This window comes from Stenotrophomonas sp. S39 (assembly GCF_016624665.1).
Taxonomy (GTDB): Bacteria; Pseudomonadota; Gammaproteobacteria; order Xanthomonadales; family Xanthomonadaceae; genus Stenotrophomonas.
Window position 1 is genome coordinate 1 of the sequence record NZ_JACVTT010000097.1, and the last position, 16,876, is coordinate 16,876.

Here is a 16,876-nt window from a genome sequence, read left to right on the forward strand (position 1 = left end):
GTCCACACGCCTTGATGCCCTTGGTGGGTGTGGACCGTTGGTCCACACGCCTTGATGCCCTTGGTGGGTGTGGACCGTTGGTCCACACGCCGGGGAACAAAAAAACGCCAGCTTTCGCCGGCGTTTTTCATATCATTCCGACCGTGGGCCTCAGGCCTTCTTGATCAGGAAATCTTCCGGCTTCTTGCCGCCCTTGGCGGTCAGTTCGGCCATCCAGCGCGGCTGCTTGCCACGGCCGGTCCAGGTTTCCTTCGGGTTGGCCGGATTGCGGTACTTCGGCGCAACCTTGCCGAGCTTGCGGCCCGCGGTCTTCGCCGGTGCCTTGGTGGCCTTGGTGGCCTTGCGCGCACGCGGGGCGGCCGGCGCGTCACCGAACAGTTCCTCGATGGTGTAACCCTCGGCCTTGGCCAGCTTGCTCAGCTGGGCACGTACCTTGGTGATCGGGCGACGCTTGGCCACGATGGTCTGCTGCTTCTTGGCGGTGCGGATCAGGGCGCCCAGCTCGCGTGCCGACAGGCCGCTCAGGTCGATGCTCATTTACGATTACTCCGGAAACTGAATTAGGGACAGGGACGAGCCGGTCCGTGGCGTCGCGGGACAGAATAATGACGAATTAATCCCAGCACAAATACCGGCAGTCGCGACATGGCGGCCGGGTGGCCCCAATCCGTCCATTTTGACCGGATTATGTCCGCCGGCATTTTGCTGGTGCGCACAAAACAGGCAAAAAAAGACCGGGGCAGGCCCCGGTCTTTCCAATCAACCCTGCAGGCGCTGCAGCAGGGTGGTTTTGTCCAGGCTCTCCGCCTCGCTGGCACGGCGCGAACGGTATTCGAAGGTGCCAGCGGCCAGGCCGCGTTCGCTGACCACCACCCGGTGCGGCACGCCGATCAGTTCCATGTCGGCGAACATGGCACCCGGGCGCAGGCCGCGGTCATCCAGCGCCGCATCCAGGCCTGCATCGCGCAGTTCCTGCAGCAGGCCGGCGGCCGCATCGGCCACGCCGGCGTCGCCCTTCGGGTTGATCACGCACACCACCACCTGCCACGGCGCCATCGCGTCGGGCCAGATGATGCCGGCGTCATCGTGGTTCTGTTCGATCGCCGCCGCGACCACGCGGGAAATACCGATGCCGTAGCAGCCCATCGCCATCACCGCGGCCTTGCCGTTCTCGTCCAGCACGGTGGCGTCGAGTGCTTCGGCGTACTTGCGGCCCAGCTGGAAGACGTGGCCGACCTCGATGCCGCGGGCGATCTTCAGTTCGCCGCCGTCCACGGCGCGGTCACCGGCCTGCACGTTGCGGATGTCGGCCACTTCCGGCTCGGCCAGGTCGCGGCCCCAGTTGACGCCGGCCAGGTGGAAACCGGCCTCGTTGGCGCCGACGACGAAGTCGGCCATGGCCGCCACTTCACGGTCGGCGACCACGCGGATGGCCTTGGCCGGGGCGACGGGGCCGAGGAAGCCCGGCACGCTGCCCAGGTACTCGGCGATTTCCGCCTCGCTGGCAAAGCGCTGGTCTTCCAGGCCGGCGACCTTGCCCAGCTTGATCTCGTTGACGTCGTGGTCGCCGCGCACCAGGGCCAGCACGAAGCCGCCTTCGGTCATCAGCGCCACCGACTTCACGGTACGGGTCAGGTCGAGGCCGAGCAGGGCAGCGACGTCCTCGCAGGTCTTCTGCGTGGGCGTGTCGACCTTGCGCATGGCTTCGGCGGCAGCCGCGCGCGGTGCCGGGTCAGCGGCCACGGCCGCTTCCATGTTGGCGGCATAATCCGAGCCGGTGGAGAACACCAGAGCGTCCTCGCCCGAATCGGCGATCACGTGGAATTCCTGTGAGGCATCGCCGCCGATGGCGCCGGAATCGGCCTGCACCATGCGGAAATCGAGGCCCAGGCGGGTGAAGATGCGGCTGTAGGCCGCCTTCATGTTTTCGTATTCGCGCACCAGGCAGTCATCGTGCAGGTGGAACGAATAGGCATCCTTCATCAGGAATTCGCGCGCGCGCATCACGCCGAAACGCGGGCGGATCTCGTCGCGGAACTTGGTCTGGATCTGGTAGAAGTTGACCGGCAGCTGCTTGTAGCTGGACAGCTCGCTGCGTGCGAAATCGCAGGCGGCTTCTTCGGCGGTGGGGCTGTAGCAGAAGGTCTGTTCCTTGCGGTCCTTGATCTTCAGCAGCTGCGGGCCGAACTTTTCCCAGCGGCCGGTCTGCTCCCACAGTTCCTTCGGCTGGATGGTCGGGATCTGGAATTCGACGGCGCCGGCGCGGTCCATTTCCTCGCGCACGATGCGCTCGACCTTGCGCAGCACGCGCAGGCCCAGCGGCGACCAGGTGTACAGGCCCGATGCCAGCTTGCGGATCATGCCCGCCCGCAGCATCAACCGGTGGCTCGTGAGCTCGGCGTCGCTGGGGGTTTCCTTGGTGGTGTGCAGGTGGAACTGGGAGAGGCGCATCGTCGGCTTCGGATAACGGCAGAGACGCCTATTCTGCCAGCCCGGCCGGGGGTTTGTACTGGCAGGGCTTGCAGCCCTGCACCCGCCACAATCAACGTCAACGTCAAAAGCTGGCTATCAGTGGGTTGGCGGGGCGGGTCCGGTTGAGGGGGAGGCCGTGAATACGTCCATGTAGGCTCGGTCGCGGCATCCATGCCGCTCACGCCCCCTCAACCGGACCCACCCCGCCTTCGACAGTTTTCCGCGATGCCGACCGTTGGTCGGCACCCAATGTGGAATTCGATATCTGACAGATTCATCCACGCATGGCGTGGATCTACTGGAACAGCGTCCGGCAGTAGATCCACGCCATGCGTGGATGATTTACTCGATATCTGACAGATGTGCCGACCAACGGTCGGCACCCACCAACCGCCGCGTGACCCCGCCATCCCACGGAATGCCCGCTGTTGCTCTGGCTTTGCATTGAGCAGGTGCAGGGCTGCAAGCCCTGCCGAACCCCTTAACCCTCCGGCGGGCAGTAGGCCTTGATGGCCGCTTCGGCCAAGCCCTTCTGCGCGCTGCGCTGCTCCGGCGTCAACGCGGTATCGGCCTTGCCATCCCCGTCGGTGTCCTGCATCACCGGACCGGTGCCCGCCAGCAGGGTCACATTGGCCCGGGCAGTGCTGCACTGCTCCGGTACCGGCGCGGCCTCGGCGGCCGCCGGTGCGGCCGGATGCGTGCCGCGGGCCTGCTCCCGGGTTTCGTATTTCGCCCCGACCGGCGGCGTCTCCGAATACTGGGTCACGCCCTTGGCATCCTTCCACTTGTAGACGGGCCCGGCCACCGCATTGGCACTGGCCAACAGCAGCAGGCATCCCAGGCAGGACAAGGCACGCATGGCAAACTCCGCGGAATGGGCGTAGAACGCCGATTGCAGCATTGCCGCCGACCGCTGGCAAGTCGATTAAACTGGATTACATGGACCCGATCACACCGCCGCCGCGTTCGCGCACGATTTACCTGCTGCCCAACCTGTTCACCACCGCCGGGCTGTTCTCCGGCTTCTACGCCATCATCGCGGCGGCCAATGGCGATTTCGTCAATGCCAGCATCGCGGTGTTCGTGGCGGCGGTGATGGATGGCCTGGATGGCCGCGTTGCCCGCCTCACCGGCACCAGCAGCGAGTTCGGCGTGCAGTACGACTCGCTGGCAGACCTCGTCAGCTTCGGCATGGCCCCGGCGCTGGTGATGTACCACTGGTCGCTGTCCGAGCTGAAGTACGACGGCGAACTGCTCGGCCGTCTCGGCTGGGCGGTGGCCTTCCTGTATGCCGCCTGCGCGGCACTGCGCCTGGCACGCTTCAACACCCAGGTGGCCGTGGTCGACAAGCGCTGGTTCGTCGGCCTGGCCAGTCCGGCCGCGGCCGGGCTGATGATGTCCTTCGTCTGGGCCTTCGCCGATGGCAGCCTGGGCTGGAACGGCAACGAGCTGCGCTTCGTCGCGCTGGCCGTCACCGTGGTCGCGGCCCTGCTGATGGTCAGCCGCATCCGCTTCTGGAGCTTCAAGGGCGGTGCCGCCAAGGGCACCCGTTCCGACCGCGTGCCGTTCCTGGTGCTGGCGCTGGTGCCGATCGCCATCGCCATCGCAGTCATCGACCTGCCACGGGTGCTGTTCGTGGTGGGCATCCTTTACGCGCTGTCCGGCCCGGTGATGTGGGCCCTGCAGCGCCTGCGCAAGAAGCCAGAGGCGGCGTGAGCCAGGACCTGCCCGTGTTGTGGTCCCCGGCCCAGCAGGCCTGGCTGCAGGCCATGGGCTATACCGTCTACCACGACGGCCAGCTGGCCGCCGAGCTGGACGCGGCCCTGCAGTTGAGCGTGGCCGAGGCCGAGGCGGCGTCAGCGCCGGTGCGCAGCGAAGCACCGCGGCAACGGCCACGCCAGGCCGACGCGCCGGCCGAGCGCGCACCGGTGCAGCACGAGCGTGGGGCGCCGCCGTCGCGGACCACGCCGGTGGCTGCGCCCGATACCGCGCCGGCCGCCTCGCGGCCGCAGCCCAGCGGCAACGCGCGGCAGCCGTCGGTGCGCCTGCCTGATCGACTGCAGATCGCGCTGCTGCGGGCCTCGGGCTGCAACCCGAATGATCCGGCCACGCAGGCCCTGATGGACAGTTGGCCACTGGAACAGCTGCGTCGCGACCCGGCAGCCAAGCGCGCGCTGTGGCCGCAGCTGCGCGCGCTGCGCAAGCGGGGCGCGCCGTGAGTGCGGTCGCCCGGCCGGGCCCGGTGTCGATGCGCGCCCTGCGCGAAAGCGACCTCAATGCGGTGATGGCCATCGAAGTGCGTGGCTACCCGTATCCGTGGACGCGCGGCATTTTCCTGGACTGCCTGCGTGCCGGCTACCCGGGCCTGGCCATGGAGCGTGACGGCCTGCTGATCGGTTATGGCGTGCTGAGCCTCGCCGCCGACGAAGCCCACGTGCTGAACATCTGCATCGATCCGCTGGAGCAGTCGCATGGCCTGGGCCGGCAACTGATGCGCGCGCTGGTGCGCCTCGCCGGTGATCGGGGCGCGCAGCGCGTGTTCCTCGAAGTGCGTCCGTCCAACACCTCGGCGCTGGCGCTGTACCACAGCGAAGGGTTCAACGAGATCGGGCGCCGCCCGCGGTACTACCCGGCCGCCAACGGCCGCGAGGATGCGCTGGTGATGGCGATCGAGCTGGTCAACGACGACCTGCAGACGATGCCGCCGCTGTAACGGGCGTTGGTTGCCGCTGCGCTCGCCGGGCATGGCCCGGCGCTACCGATGCGTTGTTTACGCCATCCGCAGCGCCAGTACGCCGCCGACGATCAATCCCGCCGCCAGCCAGCGTACGCGCGGCACGCGCTCGCGCAGCACGAACACCGAGATCAGCAGGGCGAACAGGATCGACGATTCGCGCAGCGCCGATACCATCGCCACCGGTACCTGGGTCATCGCCCACAGCGCCATTGCATACGATGCGGTGGTGCCGACGCCACCGGCCAGGCCCAGCGGCCAATGCTGGCGCGCATAGGCCAGCACCGCACCACGCCGCGTGTACAGCGCCCACAGCGGCAGTGGAATACCCGACAGCAGGAACAGCCACAGCGTGTAGCCCAGCGCGCTGCCCGACTGGCGTGCGCCGTGCGCATCGACCAGCGTGTAGGTGGCGATCATCATCGCCGTCAGCAGCGGCAGGCCGAGCTGGCCGCCACGCGCGCCCAGCGCCATGCACAGGATGCCGGTACTGACCAGCACCACGCCCAGCCACGCGACCGCGGGCAGCGACTGGCCGAACAGGCTGCCGGCCAGCGCGACCAGGATCGGCGCGCAGCCACGCATCAGCGGGTAGGCCAGGCTCATGTCCACCTGCTGGTAGCAGCGTGCGACCAGGCCGTAGTAGGTCACCTGCAGCAGCACCGACGCGGCCAGCCACGGCCAGCTGTCCGCCGCAGCGACGGGCAGGAAGGGCAGGGCGGCAGCCGACAGCAGTGCAGCGCTGCCGGTGACCAGCACGGTGCCGAGGAACTTGTCTGGCCCGCGCTTGACGATCGCGTTCCAGCTGGCATGCAGGGCAGCAGCGGCGAGGACCAGCAGGAAGATGGAAAGCGGCATCGCCCGATGATGCCATGGGGCAGAAAGGGAAACGCCGGGCAATGCCCGGCGTTTCCAATCGAGGTAGCGCCGGGCCATGCCCGGCGGGATGCCCCGTCCGTTACAGCTTCGCGCGCTGTTCCTGCAGGCCGGCCAGCTGGGTGTTCCAGTCGACCAGGCGCACGCGCTCCTGCTCGACCACGGCCGGCGGCACCTTGTCGGTGAACTTGGCCAGCTTGGCCTCGCTCTTTTCCTTCTCGCTTTCCACGCGCTTGATCTCCTTGTCCAGGCGCGCGCGCTCGGCATCCAGATCAACCAGGCCTTCCAGCGGCACCAGCAGCTTCAGCTCGCCGACGATCGCGGCGGCGGCCGGCGGCGCGCTTTCGCCTTCGGCCAGCCACCGGATGCTGTCCAGCTTCAGCAGGAACGACAGCGAAGCGCTGAAGCGTTCGATGCGCACGCGGTCCAGCTCCAGGCCGGCCTGCAGGCGCAGCGGCACCAGCTTGGACGGGGCCACGTTCAGTTCACTGCGCACGCGGCGCACGGCACTGATCACGGCCTTCAGCCATTCCACGTCGGCCTCGGCCTGGGCGAAATCACCGGCGAATTCGTCGGCGGTCGGGTACGGGCGCAGCGACAGGGTGATTTCGGCCAGGCCCAGGCGCGGGGCCAGCTGCTGCCACAGCTGTTCGGTGATGAACGGGGTGAGCGGGTGCAGCAGGCGCAGCAGCGCTTCCAGCACGTACAGCAGGGTGTGGCGGGTGCTGTCGGCATCGGCGGCGTCAGCACCGTTCAGGGCCGGCTTGCTCAGTTCCAGGAACCAGTCGCAGAACTCGTTCCAGGCAAACTCGTACAGGCACTGCGCCAGCAGGTCGAAGCGGTAGTTGGCGTAGTGGCCCTGCGCCTCGGCGGAGACCGCGGCCAGGCGTGCCAGGATCCAGCGCTCGGCATCGGTGCGCGGGCTCGGCACGCCATTGAACGCCGCACCCTCGGTGTTCATCAGGGTGAAGCGGCTGGCGTTCCACAGCTTGTTGCAGAAGTTCTTGTAGCCCTCGGCGCGGTTCATGTCGAACTTGATGTCGCGGCCGTGGGTGGCCAGTGCGGCGATGGTGAAGCGCAGCGCGTCGGCACCGTGGGCGGCGATGCCGTCCGGGAATTCCTTGCGGGTGGCCTTCTCGATCTTCTCCACCATCTTCGGCTGCATCAGGCCGCCGGTGCGCTTGGCCACCAGGTCGTCGATGGCGATGCCGTCGATGATGTCCAGCGGGTCGAGCACGTTGCCCTTGCTCTTGGACATCTTCTGGCCCTGGCCGTCGCGGATCAGGCCGGTGAAGTAGACGTCCTTGAACGGAATCTTCCCGGTCAGGTTGTCGGTGGCCATGATCATGCGGGCCACCCAGAAGAAGATGATGTCGAAGCCGGTGACCAGCACCGACGACGGCAGGTAGCGGTCGAAGCCACGCTCGGCCATGGTCTGCGCGTTCGGCCAGCCCAGGGTGGAGAACGGCCAGATCTGCGAGGAGAACCAGGTTTCCAGCACGTCGCTTTCCTGGCTCAGCACCACGTCGCTGCCCAGGTTGTGCTTGGCGCGCACTTCATCTTCGCTGCGGCCGACGTAGCAGCTGCCGGTGGCGGCATCGAACCAGGCCGGAATGCGGTGGCCCCACCACAGCTGGCGGCTGATGCACCAATCCTGGATGTTGTTCATCCAGTGGCGATAGGTGTTGATCCAGTTCGGCGGCACGAAGGCGATGCTGCCGTTCTCGACCAGCTCCAGGCCACGGCGCGCCAGTTCGTCCATCTTCACGAACCACTGGTCGGTCAGGTAGGGCTCGATCACCTGGCCGGTACGGTCGCCGCGCGGCACCTGCAGCTTGTGCGCCTTGGTTTCGACCAGCACGCCCAGGTCTTCCAGTTCGCCGAGCACGGCCTTGCGCGCTTCGTAGCGGTCCATGCCCTGGAAGCGTTCGGGCGCGTTTTCATTCAGCGCCGCCACCGGGGTGAACAGGTTGATCATCGGCAGGCTGTGGCGCACGCCCACCTGGTAATCGTTGAAATCGTGCGCCGGGGTGACCTTGACCACGCCGGTGCCGAACGCGCGGTCGACGTAGTCGTCGGCGATCACCGGCACGCGGCGGCCGGTCAGCGGCAGCACCACGCTCCTGCCGATCAGGTGCGCGTAGCGCTCGTCTTCCGGGTGCACCATCACCGCGGTATCGCCCAGCAGGGTTTCCGGGCGGGTGGTGGCCACGACCAGGTAGTCGCGGGTTTCGCGCAGGGTTTCCACGCCGTCGGCATCGCGCTCGACGTGCTCGTAGCTCAGGCCTTCATCCAGCGTGTAGGCGATCGACCACAGGAAGCCGTCTTCCTCGGCGCTCTCCACTTCCAGGTCCGAGATCGCCGTCTTCAGCACCGGATCCCAGTTGACCAGGCGCTGGCCGCGGTAGATCAGGCCCTGTTCGTGCCAGCGCACGAAGGCTTCGATCACCGCTTCGGACGGCTGCGGGTCCATGGTGAAGGTGCTGCGCGACCAGTCGGCCGAGGTGCCCAGGCGGCGCATCTGCCGCTCGATGATGTCACCGGACTGCTGCTTCCACTCCCAGACCTTGCCGATGAAGCCTTCGCGGCCCAGCGAATCGCGGGTCTCGCCCTTGCCTTCCAGCGCCAGGTTGCGGCTGACCACCATTTCGGTGGCGATGCCGGCATGGTCGGTACCCACCTGCCACAGCGTGTCGTAGCCGCGCATGCGGTGGTAGCGCACCAGTGCATCCATCAGGGTCTGCTGGAAGGCATGGCCCATGTGCAGGGTGCCGGTCACGTTCGGCGGCGGCAGCAGGATGGTGTAGGGCTCGCCCTTGCCGGACGGCTTGAAGTGGCCGGCCTTCTCCCAGGCCTCGTAGAGGTCGGTCTCGAAGGACTTCGGGTCGTAGCTGGAGGCAAGTTGGGTCATGCGGGGGAACCAGGAGGTAATCGTTGAAGGATCAGGGCAGCGGGGCGGCCCATCAAGGGGGCCACGCCGCGCTCACATGTCGTGCTTGTTCAGGTCGTAGCCGGCGGTCTTGTACTGGCGCCAGCGTTCGCGCAGCGGTTCGCGCGCTTCGGGGTCGGCCGGCACCACTTCCAGCACGCGCTCGCACTGGCCCAGCCAGGGGTCGTCGCGCAGGTTGATCACCAGCGGGCGCATCGGCGCCTCGTCCCCGGGGATGGAAATGAGCACCACGGCCTCTTCCTCGTCCACGTCCTCGCCGACGATCTGGTGCGGGATGTAGGCATCCTCGTCGAACGACCAGAGCAGTTCGTCCAGCTCTTCGGCCTGGGCCTGGTCGCGGGCCAGCACCAGGGCGGGCAGCCCGGCATCGTTGGCCTTGCGCGCCAGTTCGCAGACCAGGCGCAGCGGCTCGGTCAGGAAACGGGGCTTGGCGATCAGGTAGAAATCAGCGCGGGGCATGGCAGGGTCCGGGTCGGGCAGGGGCCCGGCATGCCGGGCGGGCAGGCCGGAGGATGCCCCGGCCGGCAGGCGCCGGCCAGGGGCAGGTACGGCATCAGGCGCGGGCGACCTGGTCCAGCAGCCACTGGCTCAGCAGGCCGACCGGGCGGCCGGTGGCCATGCCACGCTTGCCTTCATCGCTGGCCACGCCGGCGATGTCCAGGTGGGCCCAGCGCTGGCCTTCGGCAAAGCGCGACAGGAAGCAGCCGGCGGTGATGGCGCCGGCCCAGCGGCCGCCGATGTTGTAGACGTCGGCGAAGCTCGAATCCAGCATCGGCTGGTACTCATCCCACAGCGGCAGGCGCCAGGCGCGGTCGAACACGTGCTCGCCGGCGGCCAGCAGTTCGTTGGCCAGGTCGTCGTGCTTGCTCATCAGGCCGGCGGTCTGGTGGCCCAGGGCCACCATGCAGGCGCCGGTCAGGGTGGCCACGTCGACCAGGGCCTGCGGCTCGAAACGCTGCGCGTAGGTCAGCGCGTCGCACAGGATCAGGCGGCCTTCGGCGTCGGTGTTGCCCACTTCGATGGTCTTGCCCGACATCGAGGTGATCACGTCGGACGGGCGGTAGGCATTGCCGTCGATGGCGTTTTCCACGGCCGGCACGACCACCACCAGGTTCAGCGGCAGCCTGGCCTTCACGGCGGCGACGAAGGTGCCGATGACGTTGGCGCCACCGCACATGTCGTACTTCATCTCCTCGATGCCGCCCTGGGTCTTCAGGTTGACGCCACCGGTATCGAAGGTGATGCCCTTGCCGACCAGCACGTACGGCTTGGCGTCGGCCGCACCGGTCCACTTCAGCACGACCAGGCGCGGGCGGTTGGCCGAGCCGCGGGCCACGGCCAGCAGCGAGCCCATGCCCAGCGCTTCCATCTGGTGCTCGTCGAGGATCTCGGCCTCGGCGCCGTCGTGCTCGCCAGCGAACTTCACGCCCACTTCAGCCAGGTAGGCCGGGGTGCAGTAGTTCGGCGGCAGGTTGCCCAGCTCGCGGGCGAACTCGACACCGGCGGCGATGGCCTGGCCCTGGGCCAGGGCCTGGGCGTCGTCACCGGCAATGGCCAGCTGGGCCAGGCCGGCGTCGTCGGCCTTCTTCTTGCCCAGGGTGGCGGTGTAGCGGTAGGCGGCGTGGTCGGCGGCGATCACGGCCTGGCGGATCGCCCAGGCGGCGTCGCGGTCCTTGACGGCCACTTCGGACAGGGTGAACAGCGCGCTGCGGGCGGCGCCGGCCTTCAGCGCGCGCACGGCGTCGCCGACGGCCTTCAGGTACTGCGGCACGCCGAAACGGGCGGCTTCGCCCAGGCCGACCACCAGCACGCGCGGGGCGCTGACGCCCGGCAGGTCATGCAGCAGGGCGGTGGCGCCGGTCTTGCCGGACAGGTCGCCGCGCTGGGCCAGGGCGGCCAGGCGGCCACCGCTGGCGGCGTCCAGGGCCTGGGCGGCCGGGGTCAGGGAGTGGTCGGCATAGGCGCCGACGACCAGGCAGTCGACGCTGGCGGCGGCCGGCGCGAGGTGGTTCAGGGTGAATTCGAGGGCCATTGAGCAGATTCCATTGGCGAGTCCGTACAATCGCAGGCCGTTTACGCCCAGACAGTAGACTGGGCGGCACCGCGAACGAACCCCAGAGTTTAAACCACCGCCCCATGCTGAAGCTCGACCGATACCTGCTGGGCGATTTCGTCCAGAGTTTCCTGGCTACCCTGATCGTCCTGCTGGTGGTCAGCGTGGGCGGCGTGCTGGTGGACATCCTCGGCAACATCGCCGACGGACGGCTGCCGGCCAAGCTGCTGTTCTCGCAGCTGGGCCTGCAGTTCATCGCCTACATGCCGCTGATCCTGCCGCTGGCGCTGATGCTGGGCCTGCTGCTGGCCATTGGCCGCCTCTACCGTGATTCGGAGATGGCGGTGCTGACGGCCATCGGCGTTGGCCCCAAGCGCCTGCTGCGGCCACTGCTGATGCTGGTGGTGCCGGTGGTGCTGCTGGTCGGCGCCTGCTCGCTGTGGCTGGGCCCCTGGGCCGGCCGTACCGCCGAGCAGATGATCCAGGACGCCAACCGCAGCGTGCTGATGGCCGGCCTGGAGCCGGGCCGGTTCACCCCGCTGCCCAATGGCGGGGTGGTCTACCTGTCCTCGATCTCGCCTGATGGCACCACGCTGGGCCGGGTGTTCCTGCAGCGGCAGAAGGATGACCGCCTGGAAGTGGTGTCCGCTGCCGGTGGCCGCATGTTCTTCGAGGGCAAGCAGCAGCGCTTCCTGGAGCTGGACGATGGCCACCAGGTGGAAGGCCCGCTGGCCGGCGCGCTGGATTACCGGCTGGCCACCTTCGCCCGCAATGACGTGGCCCTGCCCGACGGCGCCCAGGCCAAGGCCGAGGATGACCCCGAGCTGATGCCGACCCTGCAGCTGCTGGGTGACGACCGACCTGAGGCCAAGGCCCAGCTGCACCGCCGCATCGCCCCGCCGCTGATCGCCCTGGCCTTCGCCCTGCTGACCGTGCCGCTGGGCCGCAGCTCGCCGCGCCAGCAGCGCTACGGCCGCATGATGCTGGCCCTGCTGGCCTACATGGTGGGCACCAACCTGACCTTCATCGGCGCCGGCTGGATTGCCGACGGCCGCATTCCCGGCGCGCTGGGGCTGTGGTGGCTGACCCTGCCGCTGCTGGCGTTCGCCATCTGGATGTACGCGCGCGATGGCCGCCTGGTCCGCCCGAAGGGAGCCCGCGCATGAAGCTGCGTCCGATGCGTTTCGATGTCTACCTGGGCCGTGCGGTGTTCACCACCGTGCTGCTCACCTGGGCGGTGCTGACCGGCCTGGACGTAGTGATGGCCTTCTCCGGTGAGTTCAAGGACATCGGCAAGAACGGCTATTCGCTGGGCCATGCTGCGGCGTGGGTGCTGTATACCGTGCCCCGCCGTGCCTACACCTTCTTCCCGACAGCCGCAGTGATCGGCGCGCTGATGGGGCTGGGCCAGCTGGCTGCCACCTCCGAGCTGACCGCGCTGCGCGCGCTGGGCCTGTCGCGCAAACGCCTCAGCGTCTCGGTGGCGATCGCGCTGTCGCTGCTGACCGGCGTGATGGTGATCAGTGCCGAGACCATTGGCCCGTGGGGCCAGAGCCGTGCCGATGCGCTGAAGATGAGTGCCAAGTGGGGCACCGATGTGACCACGGCCCGCTATTCGGGCCTGTGGGCGCGCGAGGGTGACACCTTCCTCAATGCCGCCACCGGCGAAGAGCAGCTGGTCGGTGACAAGGGCACGCGGCTGATCCTGCGTGACGTGCGCCTGTACCGCATTGCCGAGGATGGCAACATCGTCTCGCTCACCCATGCGGCCACCGCCGAGCACGACAAGGACGGCTGGGTGCTGACCGGGGTCAAGCGCGACACCTTCGCCGAGCGTGGCGCGACCCGCGAGGAAGCCGCGCGCGAGGCCTGGGATTCCAAGCTGGACGCGGGCGCGCTGGCGACCGGCATCGCCAAGCCGCGCAACCTGAGCGTGTCCGAGCTGCGCACCAGCATCGAGTACCGCGAGCGCAACAACCTCGATGCCCGTGATTTCGAGGATGTCTACTGGAGCCGCTGGTTCTACCCGCTCAACGTGCTGGCGCTGTGTCTGGCCGCCGTGCCGTTCGCATTCGGTTCGCTGCGCAGCGGCGGCATGGGCAAGCGCCTGTTCCTGGGCATCCTGTTCGCGCTGGGCTTCTGGCTGCTGCAGCTGTTCTTCGGGCGCATGGCCGGTGCGCTGAAATTCGATTACCGCATTGCCTACGCCTTGCCGCCCATCGTCATGCTGGCGGTCTCCGGCTGGCTGTTCCGGCGCAGGTAGCGCCGCCTTTCTTCACCACGCGGGCGCATGCGGCGCCCGCACGCTCCACTCCAAGGATGAACACCTTCAAGGATGAACATGCTCTTCAATCGCCTGGTTCCTGTTGTCGCCGCCCTGTTGTTGCTGGTGGGCTGTTCGCGCCCGATCGATTTCGAGATCGACAACCCGACCGACGCTCCGGTCACCCTGTCCATCGACGCGCAGGCGCACGTCATTCCGCCGCACACGGCCGTGCCCATCAGCCTGGAGCCTGGCCAGTACCGGCTGCAGAGCGAAAAGATCGGCACCGTGCGCATGGTGGTCTACGCCGGCGGCATCGGTGGTCTGATCAACCCGACGCTGGGCGAGTACGTGATCGTGACCGAGCAGTACGTCACCAGCAAAACCAACTCCGGCAGCCTGGCCTCCAAGGTCGAGCTGAATGACGTGGTGATCGATGGCCCGTACGTGAAGGCGACCGGCCTGTTCATTCCGCGCCGCTGGGATATCGGCCTGCTGGGCGAACTGCCGAGCGTGGTGATGTCCAACAGCCCGGACACCTCGTCTGATTACCGCACCAAGCTCTACAACGTGCCCGGCTTCTTCGAGTACCTGGATGCCGAAGACGATCTGCGCGCGGCCTTCGGCCCGGAGGGCTACCAGACGCCGGAGGCGACGGTCGAATTCACCCCGGCCAGCCTGCCGGAACTTCCCGCCGCCTTCGAGGCCAAGGGCAAGCCGATGCGCGAACTGTATGCGCAGTACCTCGCGGCCAGCGATGCCGGCGAGCAGAAGCGCCTGAAGAAGGCCAGCCTGAAGCTGTGGCAGGACTTCGGCACGACCCGCGCGGCATTGAACGGCAAGATCCCGGTGCCCGACGACGTCAAGGCCACGGCGTTCTCGTTGCAGTTCTTCGAGCTGTGGGCGCAGCCAGCGGTGATCCTGCCGGAAGGCTGACCCGTAGCGTCGAGCTTGCTCGACGGCCGTGCACCGTAGTCGAGCAAGCTCGACGCTACGCAGGTAGCGCCGGGCCGCGCCCGGCGGATGCTCTCAGCGCTTGGGCATCCGCACCAGGCGCGTGCCGCTGGCGCGGTCGTGCCAGGTCAGGCGCTGGCGATCCAGCCACGCCCACCAGAAGCCCAGCCCGCCCAGCAGCAGTGACAGCGTGGCCACCGCGAAGCGCAGCCACAGCTGGCGGCGACGCAGTGGCGTGCCATCGCGCGATTCCAGTTTCAGCCGCCACGGCCGCATGCCCAGCGTCTGCCCGCCGCGGCGCCAGCTGGCCGTGGCGTACCACCCGGTCACCGCCCAGCACACGGCCCACAGCAGCCACTGCCAGGCACTGAACGGCGCGATGTTCTCGCGCTGGGCATGGCCACTGAAGGTGTAGGCCAGGGTGAACAGCGTGCCGGCCAGCATCCACAGGGCCAGCACCGGCAAGGCGTCATAGACCATCGCCAGCACGCGCCACGGCAGCAGCGCACGCGGGCGGGGCGTTCCAGTGGCGGCCGCAGGGGCCGTGTCGGTGGCGGGCTGGGACATGCGCCGAGCATACGCAAAGCTGGCCGCGCCCGCAGTGGCCCTCGTATCCTGCACGCATGGCCGTCATTTCCACCCCTGCCGAACGCCGCCAGCTGGTCACCCAGCTGCCGGAACTGCGCGCCGACGACAGCGTGCGTATCCAGCGTTTCCTCGATGCGATCTGGGCCGAGAACGGGCTGGCCCGCGCCACCCTGGACAGCTACCGGCGTGACCTGGAAGGCCTGGCGCGATGGATGGATGGCCGCGATGGCGGCCTGTCCGGCATCGAGCGCCCGGGCCTGTTCGATTACCTGGCCTGGCGTACCCGCCATGGCTGGTCGCCACGCAGCAATGCGCGCCTGCTGTCGGCGCTGCGCGCGTTCTTCGCCGATGGCGTGCGCCGCGGCGAGCGCAGCGAAGACCCCAGCGCGCTGCTGGATCCGCCCAAGCTGCCCCGTTTGCTGCCCAAGGCGCTGGCCGAAAGCCAGATCGATGCGCTGTTGGCTGCGCCGGACATCGACAGCCCGCTGGGGCTGCGCGACCGCGCCATGCTGGAACTGATGTATGCCGCCGGCCTGCGCGTGAGCGAGCTGGTGCTGCTGCCGGCCACCGCGGTCAACCTGCGCCAGGGCGTGCTGCGGGTGACCGGCAAGGGCAGCAAGGAACGCCTGGTGCCGCTGGGCGAGGAATCGCAGCACTGGCTGGAACGTTACCTGCAGCAGTCGCGGCCGCAGCTGGTCGGCAAGGGCAAGGTGCACGCGCTGGCCGATGGGCAGACGCCGCTGTTCATCGAGCCGAGCCTGCATGCGCTGACCCGGCAGGCGTTCTGGCACCTGGTCAAGCGCCATGCGCAGGTGGCCGGCATCGACCCGGCGCGGATCAGCCCGCACGGCCTGCGCCACAGCTTCGCCACCCATCTGTTGAACCGTGGTGCCGACCTGCGCGCGCTGCAGATGCTGCTGGGCCACAGTTCACTGTCCACCACCCAGATCTACACCCTGGTCGCGCGCGAACACCTGCAGAAGCTGCACGCCCGGCACCATCCGCGCGGCTGAACGGCCAACGGCGGCAGGGATGCCGTACGTGCGCACGGTCGCGGCCCGTCACGTGGGCCTGTGTCAGAATCCGGGGTCTGATTCCCAGCGGATTGCCCATGTTCCGATTTGCCATCGCTGCATTGTTCAGTGCGGTCAGCCTGACCGCCTGCGCCCAGCCGGCGCCGCCGGCCGCCAAGGCACCTGCCGCTGCTGCCAAGGCCGGTCCGGCCGCGCCTGCGGGTTCGCCCGAACAGGCCGTACGTGCCGCACTGACCGCGCTCAACCCGGGCTTCGAAGTCGATTATGTCGGCGCGGCACCGTTCCCCGGCTTCCGCGAAGTTGTCGTTTCCGGCCAGCTGCTGTACGTCTCCGATGACGGCCGTTACCTGTTCCAGTCGCAGCCGTATGACACCCGCGAGAAGGCCCCGGCCAACAGCGAAGGCCTGCTGGGCTACCGCCGCCAGCTGCTGGCCAAGGCCAACCATGGCGACCGCATCGTGTTCGCCGCGCCCAACGCCAAGTACACCATCAGCGTGTTCACCGATATCGAGTGCGGCTACTGCCGCAAGCTGCACCAGGACATCGCCGAGCTCAACCGCAACGGCATCACCGTCGAGTACCTGGCCTTCCCGCGCATGGGCCTGGGCAGCAAGGACTACACCGACATGATCTCGGTCTGGTGCGCGGCCGATCGCCGCCAGGCGCTGACCAATGCCAAGCGCGGCGGCAGCGTGCCGGCCAGGAACTGCACCAACCCGGTGGCCATGCAGTACACGCTGGGCCAGCGCCTGGGCGTCAACGGCACGCCCGCGATCTTCGCCCCCGACGGCACCCAGCTGGGCGGTTACCTGCCGCCGGCGCAGCTGCGTGCGGCGCTGGAGAAGCGCGCCGCCGCCAGCACCGCAGGTGGCAGCCGCTGATCGGAACGCCGCCGGGGGGGGGGGGGGCCGCCCCCGGGGGGGGGGGGGGGGGGGGGGGGGGGGGGGGGGGG

General features: G+C 68.3%; 15 protein-coding genes and 1 pseudogene. 8 read left to right on the plus strand and 8 right to left on the minus strand.

The window, feature by feature from the left end; genetic code table 11:
* Nucleotides 1-156: 156 nt before the first annotated feature.
* The 3 genes and pseudogenes from IAE41_RS18900 to IAE41_RS18910 form a co-directional block, all read right to left on the minus strand.
* Nucleotides 157-537, minus strand: a pseudogene (locus IAE41_RS18900) (H-NS histone family protein); the annotation flags it as partial.
* A 222-nt stretch (nucleotides 538-759) separates the two neighbouring features.
* Nucleotides 760-2,451 carry a proline--tRNA ligase gene (locus IAE41_RS18905; protein WP_108745932.1) on the minus strand — a complete coding sequence of 564 codons (1,692 nt, stop codon included), beginning with the start codon at nucleotides 2,449-2,451 and terminating at the stop codon, nucleotides 760-762.
* Nucleotides 2,452-2,953: 502 nt separating this feature from the next.
* The gene (locus tag IAE41_RS18910; protein WP_200734159.1) at nucleotides 2,954-3,331 is read right to left on the minus strand and encodes a DUF4124 domain-containing protein; all 378 of its coding nucleotides are present in this window, start codon (nucleotides 3,329-3,331) and stop codon (nucleotides 2,954-2,956) included.
* Nucleotides 3,332-3,411: 80 nt separating this feature from the next.
* Between IAE41_RS18910 and pssA the strand changes: the two genes are divergently transcribed.
* From pssA to rimI, 3 genes are read left to right on the plus strand one after another with little or no spacing between them, the layout of a single operon-like run.
* Entirely contained in the window at nucleotides 3,412-4,188 is a 777-nt protein-coding gene (pssA, locus tag IAE41_RS18915; protein WP_079220566.1) for a CDP-diacylglycerol--serine O-phosphatidyltransferase, read from the plus strand.
* A 53-nt stretch (nucleotides 4,189-4,241) separates the two neighbouring features.
* The gene (locus tag IAE41_RS18920) at nucleotides 4,242-4,691 is read left to right on the plus strand and encodes a hypothetical protein (RefSeq protein ID WP_200734166.1); all 450 of its coding nucleotides are present in this window, start codon (nucleotides 4,242-4,244) and stop codon (nucleotides 4,689-4,691) included.
* Nucleotides 4,688-5,185, plus strand: a complete 498-nt coding sequence (gene rimI, locus IAE41_RS18925; protein WP_079220568.1) for a ribosomal protein S18-alanine N-acetyltransferase — start codon at nucleotides 4,688-4,690, stop codon at nucleotides 5,183-5,185. Before IAE41_RS18920 ends, rimI begins: the two co-directional genes overlap by 4 nt.
* Nucleotides 5,186-5,242: 57 nt before the next feature.
* On the opposite strand, the gene IAE41_RS18930 is transcribed toward rimI, so the two are convergent.
* The 4 genes from IAE41_RS18930 to IAE41_RS18945 all read right to left on the minus strand — a co-directional run bounded on the left by IAE41_RS18930 (nucleotide 5,243) and on the right by IAE41_RS18945 (nucleotide 11,064).
* Nucleotides 5,243-6,064: an EamA family transporter gene (locus tag IAE41_RS18930; protein WP_200734160.1), complete on the minus strand. Its 822-nt coding sequence runs from the start codon at nucleotides 6,062-6,064 to the stop codon at nucleotides 5,243-5,245.
* Nucleotides 6,065-6,164: 100 nt separating this feature from the next.
* The gene (locus IAE41_RS18935) at nucleotides 6,165-8,993 is read right to left on the minus strand and encodes a valine--tRNA ligase (RefSeq protein ID WP_200734161.1); all 2,829 of its coding nucleotides are present in this window, start codon (nucleotides 8,991-8,993) and stop codon (nucleotides 6,165-6,167) included.
* 72 nt (nucleotides 8,994-9,065) lie between these two features.
* Entirely contained in the window at nucleotides 9,066-9,491 is a 426-nt protein-coding gene (locus tag IAE41_RS18940) for a DNA polymerase III subunit chi (protein ID WP_108763998.1), read from the minus strand.
* Nucleotides 9,492-9,585: 94 nt separating this feature from the next.
* Nucleotides 9,586-11,064 carry a leucyl aminopeptidase gene (locus tag IAE41_RS18945; RefSeq protein WP_200734162.1) on the minus strand — a complete coding sequence of 493 codons (1,479 nt, stop codon included), beginning with the start codon at nucleotides 11,062-11,064 and terminating at the stop codon, nucleotides 9,586-9,588.
* Between the two features lie 104 nt (nucleotides 11,065-11,168).
* On the opposite strand from IAE41_RS18945, the gene lptF reads away from it, so the two are divergent.
* From lptF to IAE41_RS18960, 3 genes are all read left to right on the plus strand, one after another.
* Entirely contained in the window at nucleotides 11,169-12,251 is a 1,083-nt protein-coding gene (lptF, locus tag IAE41_RS18950; protein ID WP_200734163.1) for an LPS export ABC transporter permease LptF, read from the plus strand.
* Nucleotides 12,248-13,348: an LPS export ABC transporter permease LptG gene (lptG, locus tag IAE41_RS18955; RefSeq protein ID WP_079220574.1), complete on the plus strand. Its 1,101-nt coding sequence runs from the start codon at nucleotides 12,248-12,250 to the stop codon at nucleotides 13,346-13,348. Before lptF ends, lptG begins: the two co-directional genes overlap by 4 nt.
* Nucleotides 13,349-13,426: 78 nt before the next feature.
* On the plus strand, nucleotides 13,427-14,284 hold the full coding sequence (locus IAE41_RS18960; RefSeq protein WP_200734164.1) for a hypothetical protein: 858 nt from the start codon (nucleotides 13,427-13,429) through the stop codon (nucleotides 14,282-14,284).
* Nucleotides 14,285-14,377: 93 nt separating this feature from the next.
* Here IAE41_RS18960 and IAE41_RS18965 read toward each other — a convergent pair whose 3' ends face one another.
* Nucleotides 14,378-14,869 (minus strand): RDD family protein, encoded by a 492-nt coding sequence (locus IAE41_RS18965; protein ID WP_079220575.1) that lies wholly within the window; start codon nucleotides 14,867-14,869, stop codon nucleotides 14,378-14,380.
* A 56-nt stretch (nucleotides 14,870-14,925) separates the two neighbouring features.
* On the opposite strand from IAE41_RS18965, the gene xerD reads away from it, so the two are divergent.
* Both xerD and IAE41_RS18975 read left to right on the plus strand, forming a co-directional pair.
* Nucleotides 14,926-15,903 (plus strand): site-specific tyrosine recombinase XerD, encoded by a 978-nt coding sequence (xerD, locus tag IAE41_RS18970; RefSeq protein WP_200734165.1) that lies wholly within the window; start codon nucleotides 14,926-14,928, stop codon nucleotides 15,901-15,903.
* A gap of 98 nt (nucleotides 15,904-16,001) precedes the next feature.
* Nucleotides 16,002-16,805, plus strand: a complete 804-nt coding sequence (locus IAE41_RS18975) for a DsbC family protein (RefSeq protein ID WP_079220577.1) — start codon at nucleotides 16,002-16,004, stop codon at nucleotides 16,803-16,805.
* Nucleotides 16,806-16,876 lie beyond the last annotated feature (71 nt).